Source organism: Nocardia violaceofusca NBRC 14427, from assembly GCF_963869435.1.
Classification (GTDB): domain Bacteria; phylum Actinomycetota; class Actinomycetes; order Mycobacteriales; family Mycobacteriaceae; genus Nocardia; species Nocardia aobensis.
In genome coordinates, this window is record NZ_CAWMPM010000006.1 from 24,899 (window position 1) to 43,078 (window position 18,180).

The window sequence follows — 18,180 nt, forward strand, 5'->3', positions numbered from 1 at the left end:
GTTCGGCAGTGTCCACCCTCATCGCCTCGTTCTTCGTCATGCGCGGTGTTCGTCCCCGCCCGCCGCTGTGAGCCGGTTGTTCGAATCCGGATTACACCCATCGGCCGGGGCTCGCCACCGATGGACGACAGATGTCCGCTCGCGGCGGTGCAATTGTCCGGGACGTCCCTCCCCGGTGCGTAGCGCCGCGACGGTGCCGTGCGTAGCGCCGCGACGGTGCCGTGCGTGGCAAGCGCCGCCCCAGCCGGGGCGGTGGGGGGTCTACGGTGGGCACATGGCCGCAACTTCGGAATCCACTGCCGCACAGGATGTACCGACCGCCTTGATCACCGGCGCCAGCCGGGGCCTGGGGGCCGCGATCGCGCGGGAGCTGGCGGGAACGCACCGGCTGCTGCTGGGCGCGCGCTCGGCGGAATCGCTGGCGCCGATCCGGACGGAACTTCCCGATGCCGAACCGTGGCCGGTCGATCTGACCGATTACGCCGCACTGCCCGCCGCCACGGCGTCGATCGACCGCCTGGACGTACTGGTGCACAACGCGGGTATCGCCGAACTGGGATCGCTCGCCGAATCGTCGGTCGAGCAGTGGCGAAACACCCTGGAAGCCAATCTGATTGCCGTCGCCGAGCTGACCCGGCTGCTACTTCCCGCGCTGCGCGCCGCGAGCGGCCATGTGGTGCTGATCAATTCGGGCGCCGGCCTGCGTGCCAACCCGGGCTGGGGCGTATACGCCGCGAGCAAATTCGGGCTGCGCGCCTTCGGTGACGCGCTGCGGCTGGAGGAACCGAGCCTGCGCGTCACCTCCGTCCACCCGGGGCGCATCGACACCGAAATGCAGCGCGCGATCGTCGCCTCCGAGGAGCGGGATTACAACCCGGACGAATTTCTCACCGCGGCGACCGTCGCCCGTGCCGTCCGCAATGCCGTCGAGACGCCTCGCGACGGGCACCCGACCGAGATCGTGCTGCGCCCGATCGCCCGCTGAATCGGCTGGAGGCCGCGAAGTACTCCACCCCGCAGGCGATCGTCATCGGCCATGCCAACCATCCGGCCGTCACGCATTGTTACGGCCGGTTGGTCGACATCATCCGCGAGCGCCGGCTCTCGATGGTCACCCTCGACGACGTGCTGTTGTCGCCGCGCTGAAATCCCCAGCGCGGGAACGTGTCACGCGACGACGTTCACCAGCTTGCCGGGCACGACGATGACCTTGCGCGGGGTCTTGCCGGCCAGGAATTCCAGCAGCTTCTCGTCGGCGAGCGCCGCCGTCTCCACCGTCTTCGCATCGGCATCCGCCGGTACACTGACCCGGCTGCGGACCTTGCCGTTGACCTGGATCGGATATTCGACCGAATCCTCCACCAGCAGTGCGGGATCCGCGATCGGGAAGGGGCCGTGCGCCAGCGCCGTGCTGTGCCCCAGGCGTTCCCACAGTTCCTCGGCGATATGCGGGGCCATCGGGGCCAGCATCAGCACCAGCGGTTCCACCACGGTGCGCGGGGCGCCCTGCGGGTACTGCTTGGTCAGATGGTTGGTCAGCTCGATCAGCTTCGCGCCGGCGGTGTTGTCGCGCAGGGCGGCGTAGTCGGCGTCGACACCGTCGATCGTCTTGTGCAGCAGGCGAAGTGTGGCATCGGCCGGCTCGGCGTCGGTGACACGCGCGGCCCCGGACTCCTCGTCGACCACCAGGCGCCACACCCGCTGCAGGAAGCGGTGCGCGCCGACGACGTCCTTGGTCGCCCAGGGACGTGAGGTGTCCAGCGGGCCCATCGACATCTCGTACAGCCGGAAGGTGTCCGCGCCGTACAGATCGCACATCTCGTCGGGGGAGATGGCGTTCTTCAGCGATTTGCCGATCTTGCCGTACTCCTGGAAGACCTCGATCTCCACACCGGAGGTGTTCGTCCAGAAGAACTTGCCGTCCCGCTCCACCACCTCGGCGGCCGGAATGTAGGTTCCGCGCTCGTCGGTGTACGCGAAGGCCTGGATGTAGCCCTGGTTGAACAGGCGCCGGTACGGCTCCGGACCCGACACCTCGCCCAGGTCGAACAGCACCTTCTGCCAGAACCGCGCGTACAGCAGATGCAGCACCGCGTGTTCCACGCCGCCGACGTACAGATCGACGCCGCCGGGGTCGTTCGCACCGTGTTCGGCCGGGCGCGGGCCCAGCCAGTAGCGCTCGTTCTCCGGCGCGCAGAACGCCTCCGAGTTGGTCGGGTCGGTGTAGCGCAGCTGGTACCAGGAGCTACCGGCCCACTGCGGCATCACGTTGGTGTCGCGGCGGTAGGTCTTCGGACCGTCGCCTAGATCCAGTTCGACGGTCACCCAATCGGTCGCCTTGGCCAGCGGCGGCGACGGTTCGGAATCGGCGTCGTCGGGATCGAAGGTGACCGGCGCGAAGTCGCGCACCTCCGGAAGTTCCACCGGCAGCATCGATTCCGGCAGCGGATGGGCCGCACCCTGCTCGTCGTAGACGATCGGGAACGGCTCGCCCCAGTAGCGCTGGCGGGCGAACAGCCAGTCGCGCAGCTTGTACTGGATGGTGCCCTTGCCGTGGCCGTCGCGTTCCAGGCGTTCGACGACGGTGGCCTTGGCGGTCTCGACGTCCAGCCCGTTCAGGTAGTCGGAGTTCACCAGCAGGCCGTCGCCCGAGTACGCCGACTCCGAGATGTCACCTCCGGCGATCACTTCCACGATCGGCAGGCCGAACGCCCGCGCGAACTCCCAGTCGCGCTGGTCGTGGCCGGGCACCGCCATGATCGCGCCGGTGCCGTAGCCCGACAGCACATAGTCGGCGATGAAGATCGGCAACTGCGCGCCGTTGACCGGGTTGGTGGCGTAGGCGCCCAGGAAGACGCCGGTCTTCTCCTTGTTCTCCTGCCGCTCCAGATCGGATTTGGCGGCGATCGACTTACGGTAGGCCGCGACGGCTTCGGCAGGGGAGGGCGCGTCGAAGGTCCACCGGGTGTCGACGTCCGCGGGCCACTGCGCGGCGGCCAGCCGGTCCACCAGTTCGTGCTCGGGAGCCAGCACCACGTAGCTAGCCCCGAACAGCGTGTCGGGCCGGGTCGTGAAGACCTCGATGTTCTCCCCGTTCGCTGTATCGACGGTGGCGCTCCCGGGGCGCTCCGTGGTTACGCCGGCTGCCTCCTCCGCGCCCGTCGCTCGCGCCACGGCGAACGAGACCTCGGCACCCCGGGAACGCCCGATCCAGTTGCGCTGCATGGCCTTCACGTTGTCCGGCCAGTCCAGCAGGTCCAGATCGTCGACCAGGCGGTCGGAGTAGGCGGTGATGCGCATCATCCACTGTCGCAGGCGTTTCCGGAACACCGGGAAATTGCCGCGCTCACTGCGACCGTCGGCGGTGACTTCTTCGTTGGCCAGCACGGTGCCCAGTCCCGGGCACCAGTTGACCATCGAATCCGATTGGTAGACCAGGCGATACGAGTCCAGGATCTCGCCCTGTTCGGCGGGGGACAACTCGGCCCACGCGCGACCGTCGGGGGTGGGCCGCTCGCCGGCGGCGAAGGCGGCCACCAGATCCGCGATCGGGCGGGCCTTGTTCGCCGAGGTGTCGTACCAGGCGTTGTAGATGCGCAGGAAGATCCACTGCGTCCACTTGTAGAACTCGGGGTCGGTGGTGGCGAACGAGCGGCGCCGGTCGTGGCCCAGGCCCAGCCGGTCCAGCTGGCGCTGCATGGTGGCGATATTGGATTCGGTGGTCACCCGGGGATGCGCGCCGGTCTGCACCGCGTACTGCTCGGCGGGCAGGCCGAAGGCGTCGTACCCCAGGGCGTGCAGCACGTTGCGACCGTGCATGCGGTGGTACCGCGCGAACACGTCGGTGGCGATATAGCCCAGCGGATGGCCGACGTGCAGGCCCGCACCCGACGGATACGGAAACATGTCCTGGATGAACAGCTTGTCGGCCGGAGTCTCGCCGGCCAGCGGGCCGACCGGGTTCGGCGCGTGGAAGGTGCCGCGCTCCGCCCACACCCGCTGCCACTTGCTCTCCAGGGCACCGGCCAGTTCGGCGTTGTAGCGGTGTGCGGGCACATCGGTTCCGGGAAGCGTGGGCAGGCTGCTTTCGGGCCCGTCACCCCGGCCGGTCGATGCGCCGGCTGTATCGGTTGCACGAGTGTCCTGCACGGTCCTGCCTTCTTGTCGCCGAGTTCCCCTGGTGAACGTCTGTGGACAACGTCGTCACTCAGGGTAGAGCCTGCGCACGTCAGCACCCAAAAAGGGGTGAGCGGGGCGTTCGTGGCGGCGGCGAGCCCCGCGGGCACCACGTTTTGATACCGGAGTACCGTATTCCGGGTGTTCGTGGTCGCGCTCCTCCTGTTTCTGCTTGCGGCCGTGGCCCTGGTCACGGGCGTGCTCGGGCTGACCGGCACCCTGCCACCCAATCGTTTCTTCGGTGTTCACACCGAAGAGGCCCTGCGCACCGAAGAGGCGTATCGCGTGGCCAACCGCGTCGCCGGGCCCACCTCGGTCGGTGCGGGTCTGCTGCTCGCCGCCGCCGGTGCGATCGCGCTGGTCGCGACCGTATGGGTGGGCTCGGCCGCCGCCGCGGTAGCGCTGGTCGTGGCGCTGTTCACCCTGGGCGCCGGTGTGAACGCGGCGAACGAGGCCATCGCGGGCCTCGCCCCGGCCGAGGCGGGCGGCTGCGGTAGCTCCTGCGGCGCGTGCTCACTGCGCGACGCCTGCCAGCCGGCCGAGTGATCCGCCCGCCGTCCGGTATGACGGCACCGCTCACGGTCGGCTTCGACCTCGATATGACGCTGATCGATTCCCGTCCCGGTATCCGCGCCTGCTATCGGGAATTGTCGCGGCGCACCGGCACGCCGATCGACAGCGATCTGGTCGTCACCCGCCTCGGCCCGCCGCTGGAACACGAGCTGGCCAACTGGTTCCCCGCCGACCGCGTCGCGGCCGTCGCCGATCTGTATCGGGAGATGTATCCGGAGTACGCGATCACCGGCACGGTGGAACTGCCCGGCGCCCGCGCCGCGGCCGCGGCGGTGCGGGCGCTGGGCGGCCGCGTGATCGTGGTCACCGGCAAATACGAGCCGAACGCGAAACTGCATCTGACCCACCTCGACATCCCGGCCGACGCGGTGATCGGCGACCTGTGGGCCGAGCAGAAGGCCCAGGCGCTGCGCGACCACGAGGCGAGCGTGTACGTGGGCGACCATATCGGCGATATGCGCGGCGCCCGCACTGCGGCGGCCTATGCGGTCGGCGTGACCAGCGGTCCGTGTGACGCGGCCGAGCTGCGGGCCGCCGGCGCCGATGTCGTCCTGCGCGACCTCACCGAATTCCCCGGCCTGCTGCACGAACTCGTGAGCTGACCCGGCCGGGCGCCTACCGCCGGTCTGTGTCGCACTCCGGCCCGGGGACCGGACGGGACAGCGGACTGCCGGCCGGGAGGACGTAGAACACGGTGAGCCGCAAGGGTTTTCGAGTGCGGTTGCGGGCCGTGTGAGCGTGAGTGGCGCCGGCGGGCTCGCGGAACATCCGGCCCGGGCGATAGGTGACCGGTACGCAGTCGGTTCCGGGGTGGTCCAGGGCACTGCCGGTGACCAGGACGAACAGGGTGCCGTCGTGATAGTGCCAGCCGCTGTCACCGCCCGGTTCGACGATCGTCTGCCGGAGCAGGAAATCCCGCCCCGCGCACCGGAATCGCAGCAGCACCCGGCTGCGGGTACCCACGGCCGGCGGCGGATTGGGCCGGAAGCGTCCGGGAAGGGGCATATCCCGATGATGCGGCTAGACGATGCCCAACGCCAGCATCGCGTCGGCGACCTGGGTGAAACCGGCGATGTTCGCGCCGGCCACGTAATCGCCCGGGGTGCCGTACTCCTCGGCGGTCTCGAGGCAGCGGTCGTGGATGCCGCGCATGATCGTTTCGAGGCGTTGCTCGGTGTGCTCGAATGTCCACGAATCGCGGGAAGCGTTCTGCTGCATCTCGAGCGCGCTGGTGGCCACGCCACCGGCATTGGCGGCCTTGCCCGGTGCGAAGGTCACGCCCGCGTCGATCAGCAGCCGGAAGGCCTCGGGGGTGCAGGGCATGTTGGCGCCCTCGGCGACGATGGCGCAGCCGTTCTCGATCAGCAGGCGGGCGTCGCTGCCGTTGAGTTCGTTCTGCGTCGCACACGGCAGCGCGATATCGCACGGCACCGCCCAGATCGAGCCCGAGTCCACGAAATATGCCGAGCCGCGGGCGATATCGGGGTATTCGTGGATGCGGCCGCGGCGGTCGTGCTTGATCTCCTTGAGCAGTTCGAGGTCGATCCCCTTGTCGTCGACGATGTAACCGGAGGAGTCGGAACAGGCGACGACGGTGCCGCCCAGCTGGTGCACCTTCTCCACGGCGTAGATCGCGACATTGCCGGAGCCGGAGATCACCACGCGTTTGCCCTCGAAACTGTCGCCGCGCCGGTCGAGAATCTGCTCGGTGAAGAAGACGGTGCCGTATCCGGTCGCCTCGGGGCGGACCTGCGAGCCGCCCCAGCTCAGCCCCTTACCGGTGAGCACGCCGGATTCGTAGCGGTTGGTGATGCGTTTGTACTGGCCGAACAGGTAGCCGATCTCGCGCCCGCCGACGCCGATGTCACCGGCCGGCACATCGGTGTGTTCGCCGATGTGCCGGTACAGCTCGGTCATGAAGGATTGGCAGAAGCGCATCACCTCCGCATCCGAGCGCCCCTTGGGGTCGAAATCCGAGCCGCCCTTGCCGCCGCCGATCGGCATTCCGGTGAGCGAGTTCTTGAAGATCTGCTCGAAGCCGAGGAATTTCACGATGCCCAGATAGACCGACGGATGGAATCGCAGGCCGCCCTTGTAGGGCCCGAGCGCCGAATTGAACTCCACCCGGAAACCGCGATTGATCTGCACCGTCCCGCTGTCGTCGACCCATGGGACACGGAAGATGATCTGCCGCTCCGGTTCGCACAACCGCCGGATCACCGCGGCGTCGACGTACTGGGGATGTTTGGCGACGACCGGCCCGAGGCTGTCCAGCACTTCCCGAACAGCCTGGTGGAACTCCGATTCGCCGGGGTTGCGCTGCAGTACCTCGGCATAGATGTCCTGCAGCTTCTCGTCCAGGGCGGCCATGGACGCACTCCTTCCGGTCGTCGTCGACTGCGCCACCGGCCCGGGCCGGATGGTGCCGGCCCGGGCCGTTCGGCCTCTGTCTTACGTTCTCACGCGCGGACGATGCGGTTTCGACCGGTATGTCCGTTAATCACTGAGTGGTAGCTCAGTTGGTCTTACGGCGGAACAACGAGCGCGACCACAGGTAGCCGACCGCCGCGAAACCGAGGCACCAGGCCACCGCCGCGACGCCGTTACCTCCGATGGCCGTACCCATGAGCAGTCCGCGCAGGGTTTCGGTCAGGGGTGTGAAGGGCTGGTACTGCGCGAACTGGCGGACACCGGCGGGCATCGTGTCGGTGGGGGCCAGGCCGCTGCCGAGGAAGGGAAGGAAGATCAGCGGAGTGGGGGTGTTGCTCGCGCCCTCCGGCGTCTTGGCGGCCAGCCCGAAACCCACTCCGAGCCAGGCCAATCCGAAGATCACCAGGATGATGAGGCCGAAGGCGGCCAGCCACTCCACGATCGTGGCATCGGGCCGGAAGCCGATCAGCACGGCGACCGCGACCATCAGCCCGACGCCGAGCACGCCCTGGATCACGGTTCCGGCGACCTGTCCGGTGAGGATCGAGGAATGTGCCATGGGCATGGTCCGGAACCGGTTCACGATGCCCTTGGTCATATCCGAGGCGATCGCCACCGCGACGCCGACCACCAGATAGGCCGGGATGATGAGCATCATGCCGGGGACCAGATAGTCGATGTAGCTGCCGCCGGTGGCCTTCTCCAGCGCGCCGCCGAAGATGTAATCGAACATCAGCAGCATCACCAGCGGCATGACGAACATGCTGATCGTCATGCCGGGATATCGCTTGGCGTGCACCAGGTTCCGGCGCAGCATGGTGCGGGAGTCGGCGAGGGTGTGCGTGGTCATCGTGCGGTTTCCTTCTCGGGTGCGGTGTGGCCGGTGAGGGTGAGGAAGACGTCGTCGAGATCGGGAGTGTGTACCGAGAGGCTCTCGGGCTCGAGATGGGCGCGGCCGAGCCGGTCCAGCACGTCGCGCAGCGATGCGACGCCGCCGTCGCTGGGCACCGCCAGCGTCGAGTCCGTGGTCGTGCCGCCGAGTAGTCCGGCGGCGCTGCGCAGTTGTTCGTCGTCGCCGAAGGTCAGGCGGATATGTCCGCCCGGCACCAGGCGTTTCAGTTGTTCGGGTGTGCCCTCGGCGACGATCCGGCCGTGGTCGAGTACCGCGATCCGGTGCGCGAGTTGGTCGGCCTCCTCCAGGTACTGGGTGGTGAGGAAGATGGTGACGCCGTCGGCGACCAGTTCGCGGATGATGTCCCACATTCCGCGCCGGCTGCGTGGGTCCAGGCCCACCGTGGGTTCGTCGAGGAAGATGATGCGCGGCTCGCCGACCAGCGTCATCGCCAGGTCGAGCCGGCGTGTCATACCGCCGGAGTAGCTTCCGGCGACCTTGTCGGCGGCGTCGCGCAGGTCGAAGCGGGTCAGCAGGTCCTCGGCGACGCGCCGGCCCTCGCCGCGGGGCAGATGGTGCAGATCCGCCATCAGCAGCAGGTTCTCGCGTCCGGTGAGCAGTTCGTCGACCGCCGAGAACTGGCCGGTCACGCCGATGGCGGTGCGGACGGCATCGGGTTCGGCGACCGGATCGTGGCCACCGACGCGCAGACTGCCGTCGTCGGGCCGGGTCAGGGTGGCGAGGATGTGGACGGTGGTGGTCTTGCCCGCGCCGTTGGGACCGAGCAGCGCGAAGATCCTGCCCTCGGGCACGGTGAGGTCGATACCGTCGAGCACCACGTGGTCGGCGAACGATTTGCGCAGGCCGGTGACCGAGATGGCCGGTGAACTCATGGTCGTCCTTTCATATAAAGATAGCGATGAATGCATGCGTCGACCGAGCCGTGTCCGCGGGTTTCCGGCGGACAAGGGGGGTCGATATCGAATTGTCTTGCAGCCGAATTCATGTCGGCCCGAAGCGGTCGATCAGATGTCGAGATCCTCGATCTGCGGATGCTCGGTCAGATCGCTGATGCGGTCGTACAGCTTGTCGGGAACCCTGCCTTTCAGGTCGGCCGGCGACTCGTAGATGTCCAGGGTGAATTCACCCCAGTCCGGATCGGTGACGCCGAGCATCCGCCGCCAATTGGTCAGATCTTTCAGCCAGTTCGTATCGGTGGGGTACTCGCTCCATTCGGAGCGCTGCCGGTGTAGCACGTATTTGCCCTTGCGCGTGCGGAATACGCGGATCCGCTCGAAACGCGCGTCGCTCATATCACTCGACTCGGTGAGTAGTGCGCCCGAGAACCGCACCTGCCGGGCGCCGTTGTGGCCGACCCGCAGGACGATTTCGTCGTATCCCTGCAGGCGTCCCTCCTCCAGTTCGATGTACCGGCGCAGTGCCGTCACGATCGCACCCGACAGATTGCCGCCGACCAGCTCCTGTGCGCGCTGGAACAGGGGGAGATCGTCATCGGAGACGTACACGGTCTTGTTCGGCATGACCCAACTATACGTAGATGTATACGCACACACAAGACCGTCTTTCCGAGATGGCATGCGGCGGCGGTGAACCGACCGGGGGCGTGCTTCGTATCCCCGCTGAGTGCGTTCGGTCCGGCAGTGCGGCCGGCTTCGGACCGCCCCACGGGAAGGAGCGGCGATGCCGACACGAGTGGTCGACTATCTGGTGCAGGCCGTATCGAACATGGGCGTGCGACATATCTTCGGGGTAGACGGCGCCAATATCGAAGATCTCTACGACGCGGCCTACGACGCCGCGGACCGGATCACCGCGGTGGTGGCCAAACACGAATTCGCCGCCGCCACCATGGCCGACGGATATGCCCGCTCCACCGCGGGTTTCGGCGTGGTCTGCGCGACCTCCGGAGGCGGCGCGATGAATCTGGTTGCCGGACTGGCGGAATCGCACGCCTCGCGGATTCCGGTGCTCGCGCTGGTGGGCCAGGCGCCGACCGATCTGGAAGGGAAAGGCGCGTTTCAGGATTCCAGCGGACGAGCCGGAACCTTCGACGCCGCAGAGCTTTTCGACACGATCTCCCTGTATTGCGCGCGAGTGGAAGCACCCGCCTCGTTACCGGCGCATCTGTCCCGCGCCGTCGCGGCGGCACGGGCGGGCGGTCCGGCGGTCCTGCTCCTGCCGAAAGACGTGCAGCAGGCCGAACTCGACGCCGATCCGTTCGTCGCGCCGCGACCGATGCACGGGCGAGACGATGCCGGTATCGAACGGCTCCTGGAGGGGCTGCGCGCGGCCCGGGCGGTCGGCAAGGTCGTGATCATCGCGGGCGCGCAGGTCGCCCGCGACGATGCCCGCGACGAACTGCGCGATCTGGCGGCGGTTCTCGACGCCGGAGTCGGCGTCGCACCGGACGCCAAGGATGTGTACGACTGCACCGAACACGGCTTCCTCGGGGTCGCCGGAAGTATGGGCCATACGGAACTGGCCGACGCCCTGCGCGGCAGTGCGCTGTGCCTGCTGGTCGGCACCCGGATGCCGGTCACCGCGCGAGCCGGTCTCGAATCGGTACTCGGCGCGTCGACGGCGTCGGTCGGCGGCGAGCCGCCCTACCTCCCCACGGTCCACGCGACCAGTACCGATCTGGCCGCCACCCTCCGCGAACTGACCTCGGAGTTGACGACCGGCGCGGGCCGGGTGCCCCGGGCGGAACCGCGGCGACCGCGCCGGGCGCCCGATCCACTGGCGGTGCCGCCGGCGGACGGGCCGGGGCTGCGGTATCGCGACATCGTCGAAACACTCAACGGCGCAATGCATTCCGATACCGACGTCTTTGCCGACGCGGGCAATACCGGCGCTTCGGTGGTCCATCACCTGCGCCCACCGCGCGACGGCCGCTTCGTCGTCGCCCTCGGCATGGGCGGCATGGGGTACGCCTTCGGCGCCGCCATCGGGTCCTGTTTCGCCCGCCGGCACCGGGCCGACGGTACCGAGCGCCGCACCGTGGTCGTGGCCGGGGACGGCGCTTTCTACATGCACGGCATGGAAATTCACACCGCGATCCACTATGGGCTGCCGGTGACCTTCGTCGTCCTCGACAACTCCGCGCATGGCATGTGCGTAACCCGTGAGCAACTGTTCTACGGAGATCGATACAGCTTCAACAGATTCCGCAAAGCGCATCTGGGAGCCGGTATGGCGGCCATGTTCCCGGATCTGCCCGCCTTCTCGCCGGCGACGCCGGCCGAACTCGCGACAGTGCTGTCGTACTGCCTGGAAACGCCTGGGCCCTCGTTCGTTTCGATCGACTGCGATCCGGACGAGATACCGCCGTTCATCCCCTTCCTGTCCGCATCGAGGAGGAATCCGTGACCATCAGCACCGCACCCGCGCTCAGCGATATCCCCGACCATCCGCATCGGGTCATGCCCGGATTGTTGCGCATCGAGAATTCCGATCGCGAGACGACCACTCCGATAATCATGGATATGCTGCGCTCGGTCTATCCCCACGACCAGGTCTTCGGGCAGTTCTGCCCGGTGCAGGACTACATCGCCGCGCCGCCGCGTGAATTGTACGAATACCTCTCGCACACGCAGAGTTTGGAGGAATGGACCTACAGCCTGCGTGGCTTCGTCGAAACCGCCACCCCGGGACTGTGGGAATCCTACGACCGGCTGGGCAAGGACACCCGGATCTTCACTCGCACCGAGGCCAACCCGGATGCTATGACCGTGGACTACCACTGTGCGTGGGACCAGGGTGACCACCTGTGGATGATCTACCTGATGCGCGTCGTCGACGCCCAGGTGGTGTTGAACAAGCCCGGTTCGGTGGTGCTGTGGACCAATTGCCGCCACCCCTTCTACGACACGAATCCCTATCCCGACAAGGCCCCGGAGGGCCGCAAGGTCTGGGTCGGCGATTTCTGGGAGATGTTCTCCGCCGGACACCGGCTGGAGCTGGACAACCTGAAAGCGATCGCCGAATACCGTGCCGCGCACGGGCTTCCGATCACCCCCGAGTGGATGAAGTGAGAAGGATAGGTACGCCGAAATGGATTTCACCGATCCCGCCCTGCGGCTGGCACCGGTCAGTCTGGTCGATGTGGCCTCCTATCTGCCGGGTGAACCGGTAGGTACCGAATACTTCACGCAATTCTCGCGTTCGGAACGAATGGCGAAGAACGTCATGTTCCGCGCGCCGCACGGCCGCCATCACAAGGGCCGCGACGAAACCGCCGTGGATATGGTCGAACGCGCGGTCGCGCCGTTGATCGACCGGCACGGCGCCGGCACGCTCGCCGATATCGACGTGCTGCTCACCCACACCCAGCTGCCCGACAATCCCGTCATGGGCGCCGGTCCGGAGGTGGCGCGGCGGCTGGGGATGAACCCGAAATGGGTCTTCGATGTGCACAACGGCGGTTGTGCGGCATTCATCCACATGATGATGCTGGCCCGGATGATTCTGCGGACGACCGACGCCCGCACCGCGTTGATCGCGACGACGCAGAACACCGCCGGACCGGTCTTCACGCAGACCGAGATTCGCAAACTCGCGCAGGCGCCGGTGCCGGGCGACGGCTGCGGAGTGGGATTGCTGGTCAAGGACAATAGTGCGCCGATCCTCGACGTGGAATGCCGCACCTTTCCGGAATTCGCCGGGGATATGGATTTCTCCACCGGCTCCGAACGCAAATACTGGGAACCCGGTGAGGGCCAGGGCTGCGTGAGTTTCACCGAATCGAAGGTGACGAAGGTCTTCGCGCGCGGCAACCGGCTGGTCCCCGAACTCGCCCTCGCGGTATGCGACCGCATCGGGGTCAAGGGCCGCGATATCGACACCTTCGTCACCAACCAGCCGAATCGGCTGTTCCTGCGGAACTGGCACGATGCGCTGGAACTGCCCGCCGAACGCCATCCCGATTCCTTCGATCGGTGCGGAAATCTGTTCGCCGCGGGCATTCCCGTGACCCTCGATATCGAGAACCGGGCCGGCCGGTTGCGCAACGGTTCGGTGGTGCTGCTGGCGGCCTTCGCCCATGCCGGGGATTTCGCGGCCGCGGCCGCGGTGCGCTGGGGTGCGGCGTGATGAATTCCTCCGCCGGGGAACCCGTCGTGACGCAGCCGATGCCGCCGGCGCGGTTCGATCTGGCGCTCAGCGAAAACCCCTTTCCGCCACTGCCTTCGGTGCTCGCGGTGGTGAACGAGGCGATGCGCGGCGCCAATCGGTATCCGGAATTTCTGCCGCGGCGGCTTCCGGCCGTGATCGCCGCGCACCTCGGCGTCGATCCCGATCAGGTGGTCGTCGGTGCGGGGGCGACCGGTGTGGTGCTGCAGATCATGCAGGCGGTGTCGGGGCCGGGGCGGCGCATGGTGTTCGCGACCCCGACCTTCGACGGTTATCCGATCATGGCCGCCATGGCGGGCTTGGAAACCGTTGGGATACCGCTGGATTCGCACGGACGGCAACGCCTGTCGGTGATGGCCCGGGCGGTGAACGAGCGCACGGCACTGGTCGCGATCTGCCGCCCGCACAACCCGACCGGAACCGTGGTGCCCGCCGCGGAGTTGAAGGCCTTCCTGTTCGGCGTGCCGCGACATGTTCCGGTGATCCTGGACGAGGCCTATGTGGAATTTCTGGCCGATGCCGAGACCGTCGATCCCCACGAACTCATCGCCCACTATCCCAATCTCCTGGTGTTGCGCACCTTTTCGAAGGCGTACGGACTCGCCGGACTGCGCATCGGGTATGCCTTCGGTGCGCCGGAGCTGATCGCGCGGGTGCGACGGCTGCAACTTCCGTTCGGAATGCCCGACTACGCCGTGGCGGCCGTGCGCGCCTGCTATGCCGCGTCGGCCGAGCTCGCCGCACGCATCGCCGGTATCACCGCCGAACGCGAGTCGATGCGAACTGCGCTGCGGCACAGGGGTTTCGCCGTGCCGTGCAGCCGCGGCAACTTTCTCTACCTGCCGGGGCCCGCGGTGCACGCGACGCTGGCGGACGCGGGGATCGCGGCCAAGGGATATCCCGACGGCAGTGCGCGGATCGCGGTCGGTGATCCGCGTGCCGATGCCGCGGTACTGCACGCCCTCGACGACCGCGCCGAGCCGGTGCCACGCCTCCATCCGCCGTCCGCGCGGGTCGCCGGGGATCGGTGCGCCGACTACCCGGTAGGGGTGGGGCGGTAAATTTTCTAGCAGCGCTAGACAAGCTAGTTATCTCCATCTACTGTTGCTGCATAAGCTAGCAACGCTAGATGATGACTAGGAGTCTTCCCATGCTGACCACATCCGCCCAGGTGCTCGCCGTGCTGGCCGTTCTGACCAACGCCATCGTCTACGGCACCGATGTCGCCGCCGCCCTCATCTTCCGGCCCGTCTACGCCAAACTCGACGACGCGACGATGACCGTCTCGGCCGGATGGGGGCACTACTACGGCGACCGGCGGATGCCGTTCGCCGGTGCCGGCGGTGTGATCAGCACCGTCCTCGCCGTCATCGTCGCGGCCGTCGCGGGAGCCACCGGCGCCGCGGTGGCGGCCGGGATCGCGTTGCTGGCGTTGCTGTCCTGGCTCGGCCTCTACGCGCGGATCGCCAAGCCGATCAACACCGCGCAGACCCAGGCGGCGATGACCGGCGTCATCCCCGCCGACGCCCGTGCGCTGCAGGACAAGTGGGAGAGCATCCTGGGCTACCGGGTCGGCCTGCAGGCCCTCGCCGTCGCCGCCCTGTGCACCACCCTCGCCCTGCTGTGAGGCCGAGAAGCGGGCCGGAACATACGCCGGCCCGCACGGGCCGCACCGAGACCCGGCGCAATCAGCGGTAGCCGTACTTGTGCCAGTTCGACAGCACCCGCTGCTGGATCTCGGCGGGCCAGCCGTTCTCGAAGCTGCCTTTGACCGGGCGCCTGCCGCCGGGATAGAGATCGGCGAGCAGGCAGTTGTAGACGACCTTGCCGGCCTTGAAGCTGTGTGCCTCTTCCTCGGACAGATAGACCGCCAGTTGATCGGATACCGCGGGCGGATAATGGAATTCGCCGCGATCGACATCGGGATGCGAGCGGGTGGCGAAGGCCCAGACCACCTCGTCGAGGGCAGTGATGTCGACATCGTCCTCGACCACCAGGATCTTCGGTGCGTTGACCGAGGTCTTTCCGGTGAAGATCACCGCCGCGATCCGATCGATCAATTCGTGTGATGCCAGTCCGGTGGTCTCGTGCCAGTCCTGGCGTATCGCCAGCGTCAGCCAGTGCACGGCGGCCTCGAAGTTGTACCAGGCCGAGGAGACCGGTAATCCGTTCTCCCGCAACAGATATAGGATTTCCGCCGCGCTCGTGGCGCCGATTATCGTGTGATCCTCCTCGACCGGTGGTCCTGCCGCCACGGTCGGCTGAATGGCGTCGTCCCGGTAGGTGATCGCGGAGACGTGGAACACCTGCTTCGGCGTCGCCTCGGTGGCGTTGTACCCGGGAAACTCGTTGAACGGACCTTCCATCACCGTCTCGTCCAGCGAAATATGGCCCTCGATCACGATTTCCGCGGTGGCGGGAACCATCAGATCGAGCGTTTCCGCGGGGACGACCTTGATCCCCTCGCCGAACAGCGCTCCCAGATAATGACTTTCGTCGGCGCCCTCGGGCAGCGGCATGCCGCCGACCCACGGCAGCGCCGGTTCGACGCCGATGGCGAGCGCGATCGGCATCGGGGCGCCGATCTCGGTCCATTTCGACCGGATGATGCCCAGATGCTGCGGTGCCGGAATCAGGCAGGCCAGGGTGTTGCGGTCGGCGATCATCATGCGATTGATCGACCAGTTCGTCCAGGCCCCGTCCGGGGTGCGCACGATATTCATGCCGTAGGTCTGGATGTAGCGGCCACCGTCGTTACCGTGCAATTTCGGTGTGGGAAAGGCGAACAGATCGATATCGTCGCCCAGCATCACATTCTCCTTGCACGGGGCCTGGGCGCGCTCGACCACGACCGGTTCGATCCCCGGCTTGCTCCGCGCGCTCGCCAGCACATCGACGATCTGCTGACCCGAGGCATCGGCCGGCAGACCGAGCGCGAGCGCGATGCGGGCGAGCGGATGCCGCGGCCCCGACAGCGCACCCGGGGCGCCGAGTACGCGAAAGCCGGTGTCGCGGTAGCCGGTGATATCGGTGAAAAGTGGTGCGGGAGCGCGGAGATCATAGGAGCGCCGGATGATCGCGCCGATTTCCAGATCCCAGTCGACCTCGGTGTCGATGCGCTGAATTTCCCCGATCCGTTCCAGTTCGGCGATGAACTCGCGGAGGCTCTCGAGATGTTTGAGCGGCGTATTCGATTGATTCACAATCGTTTCCTCATACTGTCATTCGCCCCAGCGGGGCATATCCGGTACGTCGATGCCCAGCAGATCCAGCGCTCGGGCGACGGTATGGTCGACGAGTTCATCGATACTGCTGGGACGCAGATAGAAGGCGGGCGCCGGTGGCATCACGATCCCGCCCATTTCGGTCACCGCCGTCATCGCCCGCAGATGGCCGAGCGTCAGCGGTGTTTCGCGCACCAGCAGGACCAGCCGGCGGCGCTCCTTCAAGGTGACATCGGCGGCGCGGGTCAGCAGATTGTCGCCGTTGCTGTAGGCGATGGCCGACAGGGTGCGAATCGAACACGGTGCCACCAGCATTCCCGCGGTTCGAAACGATCCGGAAGCGATCGCGGCGCCGATATCGGACGGCCGGTACACGACATCCGCCATCGCCGCGAGATCCCTGGCGCTCAATTCCGTTTCGTATTGCCGCGTCTGCTGACCGGCCGGGGTGACCACCAGATGGGTCTGCACCCCGGCCTTGCGAGCGAATTCGAGCGCCCGTACGCCGTAGGCGATTCCGGTGGCTCCACTGATCCCGACGACCAGCCGCGTGGGCTGCTCGTCCACTCCTCGTGACACCGCCTCAGCCTCATCGGAGACGGCGTGTGACGGTAGGTCCGAACGTGCCGGTCACCGGACCGAAGACGTCAGCTTCGCGCCGGCGACACGCCGACGGCCACTTATCATGGTCGGGTGGACGAGTCCGTACCTGCCTATAATGCGGTAATTGTCCGTTGTGTACTGAAAACCGCGGCGGACGGCCTCGATATTCACGCGCTGTTGCGCGAATCCGGAGTTCCCGAAAGCGTTTTGACGAGCGAATACGGCATGGTCACCAGCGGCGCCTATTTGCGCCTGTGGGAACGCGCCGAGTTCCGGCAGCCCGCCTCGGACAGCGGATTGCGCATCAGTACGACCTACTACCTCGGTAAGCACGGCATTTTCGATTATCTGTTCAGCACCGCCGCGACCGTCGGCGCGGGCCTGGCCACCGTCCGCCGAGCCGGCACCGCGATGGCGACCAACCACCGCTACACGGTGCGCACCGACGAACTGCGGGGCGAACAAACCCTCGCGCTGGAACTGGTGGAAGGCGACGGCCGCGGTGCCGAGCTCACGGTGCAGGCCTCTTTCGCCAGCACCGTGGCGCGCATCCGGCACGGAAGCGGCCGATCGGTGTCACCGTCGCGAATCACCCTGCGACAGAAGCCGCCCCGATCGCACCGCACCTTCGCCGAAGCCTTCGGGACCGACCGCATCGACTTCGACGCGCCGGCCGACACCCTCACCCTGCGCACGGCCGATCTGAATTCACCGCTGCCGACCGCGGATCCCGCGCTGGCGCAGATCGTCCAGCGCTACGCCACGATGATGGCGACACCGCTGCTGCGCGACCCGACCTGGCCGGATCGAGTGCAGCGCACACTGACCCAGGCGTTGCGCGAACGGGACGCGACACTCGAGGCCGTGGCACGCCGGCTCGCCGTGAGTCCGCGAACACTGCAGCGCCGGCTGGCGGAATCCGGTACGACGTGGCGGCGGGAACTCGATCTGGCGCGGCGGTCCGTCGCCGGCACCGTCGCCGAGACGACGACCCAATCCGCACTGGCGTATCGGCTCGGCTATTCGGACGCGCGGGCATTGCGGCGGGCCGCGCGGCGGTGGAAATCCGATATCGCCGCCGAAACCGCGGTGGAGGGCGATCTCGATTCCCGGCGGACCGGCTGAGGGCCGTCG

At 67.2% G+C, this 18,180-nt stretch carries 17 protein-coding genes and 1 pseudogene; 10 read left to right on the top strand and 8 right to left on the bottom strand.

Features of this window, described 5'->3' with window-relative positions:
* The first annotated feature begins 274 nt into the window (after positions 1 to 274).
* Both AC5592_RS06740 and AC5592_RS06745 read left to right on the top strand, forming a co-directional pair.
* Complete coding sequence (locus AC5592_RS06740) at positions 275 to 985, top strand: SDR family oxidoreductase (RefSeq protein WP_063063717.1); 711 nt, start codon at positions 275 to 277, stop codon at positions 983 to 985.
* An 11-nt stretch (positions 986 to 996) separates the two neighbouring features.
* Positions 997 to 1,146, top strand: a pseudogene (locus tag AC5592_RS06745) (polysaccharide deacetylase family protein); the annotation flags it as partial.
* Between the two features lie 21 nt (positions 1,147 to 1,167).
* Here AC5592_RS06745 and leuS read toward each other — a convergent pair.
* On the bottom strand, positions 1,168 to 4,080 hold the full coding sequence (leuS, locus tag AC5592_RS06750) for a leucine--tRNA ligase (RefSeq protein ID WP_063063784.1): 2,913 nt from the start codon (positions 4,078 to 4,080) through the stop codon (positions 1,168 to 1,170).
* A 237-nt stretch (positions 4,081 to 4,317) separates the two neighbouring features.
* Here leuS and AC5592_RS06755 point away from each other — a divergent pair, with 237 nt between their 5' ends.
* Both AC5592_RS06755 and AC5592_RS06760 read left to right on the top strand, forming a co-directional pair.
* Positions 4,318 to 4,722 (top strand): SdpI family protein, encoded by a 405-nt coding sequence (locus tag AC5592_RS06755; RefSeq protein ID WP_063063718.1) that lies wholly within the window; start codon positions 4,318 to 4,320, stop codon positions 4,720 to 4,722.
* A 17-nt stretch (positions 4,723 to 4,739) separates the two neighbouring features.
* On the top strand, positions 4,740 to 5,351 hold the full coding sequence (locus AC5592_RS06760; protein WP_036507000.1) for an HAD family hydrolase: 612 nt from the start codon (positions 4,740 to 4,742) through the stop codon (positions 5,349 to 5,351).
* A gap of 13 nt (positions 5,352 to 5,364) precedes the next feature.
* On the opposite strand, the gene AC5592_RS06765 is transcribed toward AC5592_RS06760, so the two are convergent.
* The 5 genes from AC5592_RS06765 to AC5592_RS06785 all read right to left on the bottom strand — a co-directional run bounded on the left by AC5592_RS06765 (position 5,365) and on the right by AC5592_RS06785 (position 9,612).
* Positions 5,365 to 5,754, bottom strand: coding sequence for a cupin domain-containing protein (locus tag AC5592_RS06765; protein WP_063063719.1), 390 nt, complete (start codon positions 5,752 to 5,754; stop codon positions 5,365 to 5,367).
* 15 nt (positions 5,755 to 5,769) lie between these two features.
* Positions 5,770 to 7,119, bottom strand: coding sequence for an NADP-specific glutamate dehydrogenase (gene gdhA / locus AC5592_RS06770; protein ID WP_036506994.1), 1,350 nt, complete (start codon positions 7,117 to 7,119; stop codon positions 5,770 to 5,772).
* Positions 7,120 to 7,264: 145 nt separating this feature from the next.
* On the bottom strand, positions 7,265 to 8,029 hold the full coding sequence (locus tag AC5592_RS06775; protein WP_036506990.1) for an ABC transporter permease: 765 nt from the start codon (positions 8,027 to 8,029) through the stop codon (positions 7,265 to 7,267).
* Entirely contained in the window at positions 8,026 to 8,964 is a 939-nt protein-coding gene (locus tag AC5592_RS06780) for a daunorubicin resistance protein DrrA family ABC transporter ATP-binding protein (protein WP_036506987.1), read from the bottom strand. Before AC5592_RS06780 ends, AC5592_RS06775 begins: the two co-directional genes overlap by 4 nt.
* Before the next feature lie 132 nt (positions 8,965 to 9,096).
* On the bottom strand, positions 9,097 to 9,612 hold the full coding sequence (locus AC5592_RS06785) for an EXLDI protein (RefSeq protein ID WP_036506985.1): 516 nt from the start codon (positions 9,610 to 9,612) through the stop codon (positions 9,097 to 9,099).
* Positions 9,613 to 9,772: 160 nt separating this feature from the next.
* Between AC5592_RS06785 and AC5592_RS06790 the strand changes: the two genes are divergently transcribed.
* The 5 genes from AC5592_RS06790 (at position 9,773) to AC5592_RS06810 (ending at position 14,846) form a co-directional block, all read left to right on the top strand.
* A complete protein-coding gene (locus tag AC5592_RS06790; protein ID WP_036506983.1) occupies positions 9,773 to 11,458 on the top strand; it encodes a thiamine pyrophosphate-binding protein in 1,686 nt (561 codons plus the stop codon).
* Positions 11,455 to 12,123, top strand: coding sequence for a hypothetical protein (locus tag AC5592_RS06795; RefSeq protein WP_063063720.1), 669 nt, complete (start codon positions 11,455 to 11,457; stop codon positions 12,121 to 12,123). The genes AC5592_RS06790 and AC5592_RS06795 overlap by 4 nt, the downstream gene beginning before the upstream one ends.
* Before the next feature lie 19 nt (positions 12,124 to 12,142).
* Positions 12,143 to 13,180, top strand: coding sequence for a 3-oxoacyl-ACP synthase III family protein (locus tag AC5592_RS06800; RefSeq protein WP_063063721.1), 1,038 nt, complete (start codon positions 12,143 to 12,145; stop codon positions 13,178 to 13,180).
* On the top strand, positions 13,180 to 14,280 hold the full coding sequence (locus tag AC5592_RS06805) for an aminotransferase class I/II-fold pyridoxal phosphate-dependent enzyme (protein ID WP_157121631.1): 1,101 nt from the start codon (positions 13,180 to 13,182) through the stop codon (positions 14,278 to 14,280). The genes AC5592_RS06800 and AC5592_RS06805 overlap by 1 nt, the downstream gene beginning before the upstream one ends.
* Before the next feature lie 89 nt (positions 14,281 to 14,369).
* A complete protein-coding gene (locus AC5592_RS06810) occupies positions 14,370 to 14,846 on the top strand; it encodes a hypothetical protein (RefSeq protein ID WP_036506977.1) in 477 nt (158 codons plus the stop codon).
* A 61-nt stretch (positions 14,847 to 14,907) separates the two neighbouring features.
* On the opposite strand, the gene AC5592_RS06815 is transcribed toward AC5592_RS06810, so the two are convergent.
* The gene (locus AC5592_RS06815; RefSeq protein WP_063063722.1) at positions 14,908 to 16,422 is read right to left on the bottom strand and encodes a UbiD family decarboxylase; all 1,515 of its coding nucleotides are present in this window, start codon (positions 16,420 to 16,422) and stop codon (positions 14,908 to 14,910) included.
* A gap of 18 nt (positions 16,423 to 16,440) precedes the next feature.
* Positions 16,441 to 17,022 carry a UbiX family flavin prenyltransferase gene (locus AC5592_RS06820; RefSeq protein WP_232329236.1) on the bottom strand — a complete coding sequence of 194 codons (582 nt, stop codon included), beginning with the start codon at positions 17,020 to 17,022 and terminating at the stop codon, positions 16,441 to 16,443.
* A gap of 114 nt (positions 17,023 to 17,136) precedes the next feature.
* On the opposite strand from AC5592_RS06820, the gene AC5592_RS06825 reads away from it, so the two are divergent.
* The gene (locus AC5592_RS06825) at positions 17,137 to 18,171 is read left to right on the top strand and encodes an AraC family transcriptional regulator (RefSeq protein ID WP_051025278.1); all 1,035 of its coding nucleotides are present in this window, start codon (positions 17,137 to 17,139) and stop codon (positions 18,169 to 18,171) included.
* Positions 18,172 to 18,180 lie beyond the last annotated feature (9 nt).

Coding starts and splice junctions, on each gene's coding strand:
- AC5592_RS06740 (WP_063063717.1), top strand. CDS start 275: ATGGCCGCAACTTCGGAATCCACTGCCGCACAGGATGTACCGACCGCC.
- AC5592_RS06760 (WP_036507000.1), top strand. CDS start 4,740: ATGACGGCACCGCTCACGGTCGGCTTCGACCTCGATATGACGCTGATC.
- AC5592_RS06765 (WP_063063719.1), bottom strand. CDS start 5,754: ATGCCCCTTCCCGGACGCTTCCGGCCCAATCCGCCGCCGGCCGTGGGT.
- gdhA (WP_036506994.1), bottom strand. CDS start 7,119: ATGGCCGCCCTGGACGAGAAGCTGCAGGACATCTATGCCGAGGTACTG.
- AC5592_RS06775 (WP_036506990.1), bottom strand. CDS start 8,029: ATGACCACGCACACCCTCGCCGACTCCCGCACCATGCTGCGCCGGAAC.
- AC5592_RS06780 (WP_036506987.1), bottom strand. CDS start 8,964: ATGAGTTCACCGGCCATCTCGGTCACCGGCCTGCGCAAATCGTTCGCC.
- AC5592_RS06785 (WP_036506985.1), bottom strand. CDS start 9,612: ATGCCGAACAAGACCGTGTACGTCTCCGATGACGATCTCCCCCTGTTC.
- AC5592_RS06790 (WP_036506983.1), top strand. CDS start 9,773: ATGCCGACACGAGTGGTCGACTATCTGGTGCAGGCCGTATCGAACATG.
- AC5592_RS06800 (WP_063063721.1), top strand. CDS start 12,143: ATGGATTTCACCGATCCCGCCCTGCGGCTGGCACCGGTCAGTCTGGTC.
- AC5592_RS06805 (WP_157121631.1), top strand. CDS start 13,180: ATGAATTCCTCCGCCGGGGAACCCGTCGTGACGCAGCCGATGCCGCCG.
- AC5592_RS06810 (WP_036506977.1), top strand. CDS start 14,370: ATGCTGACCACATCCGCCCAGGTGCTCGCCGTGCTGGCCGTTCTGACC.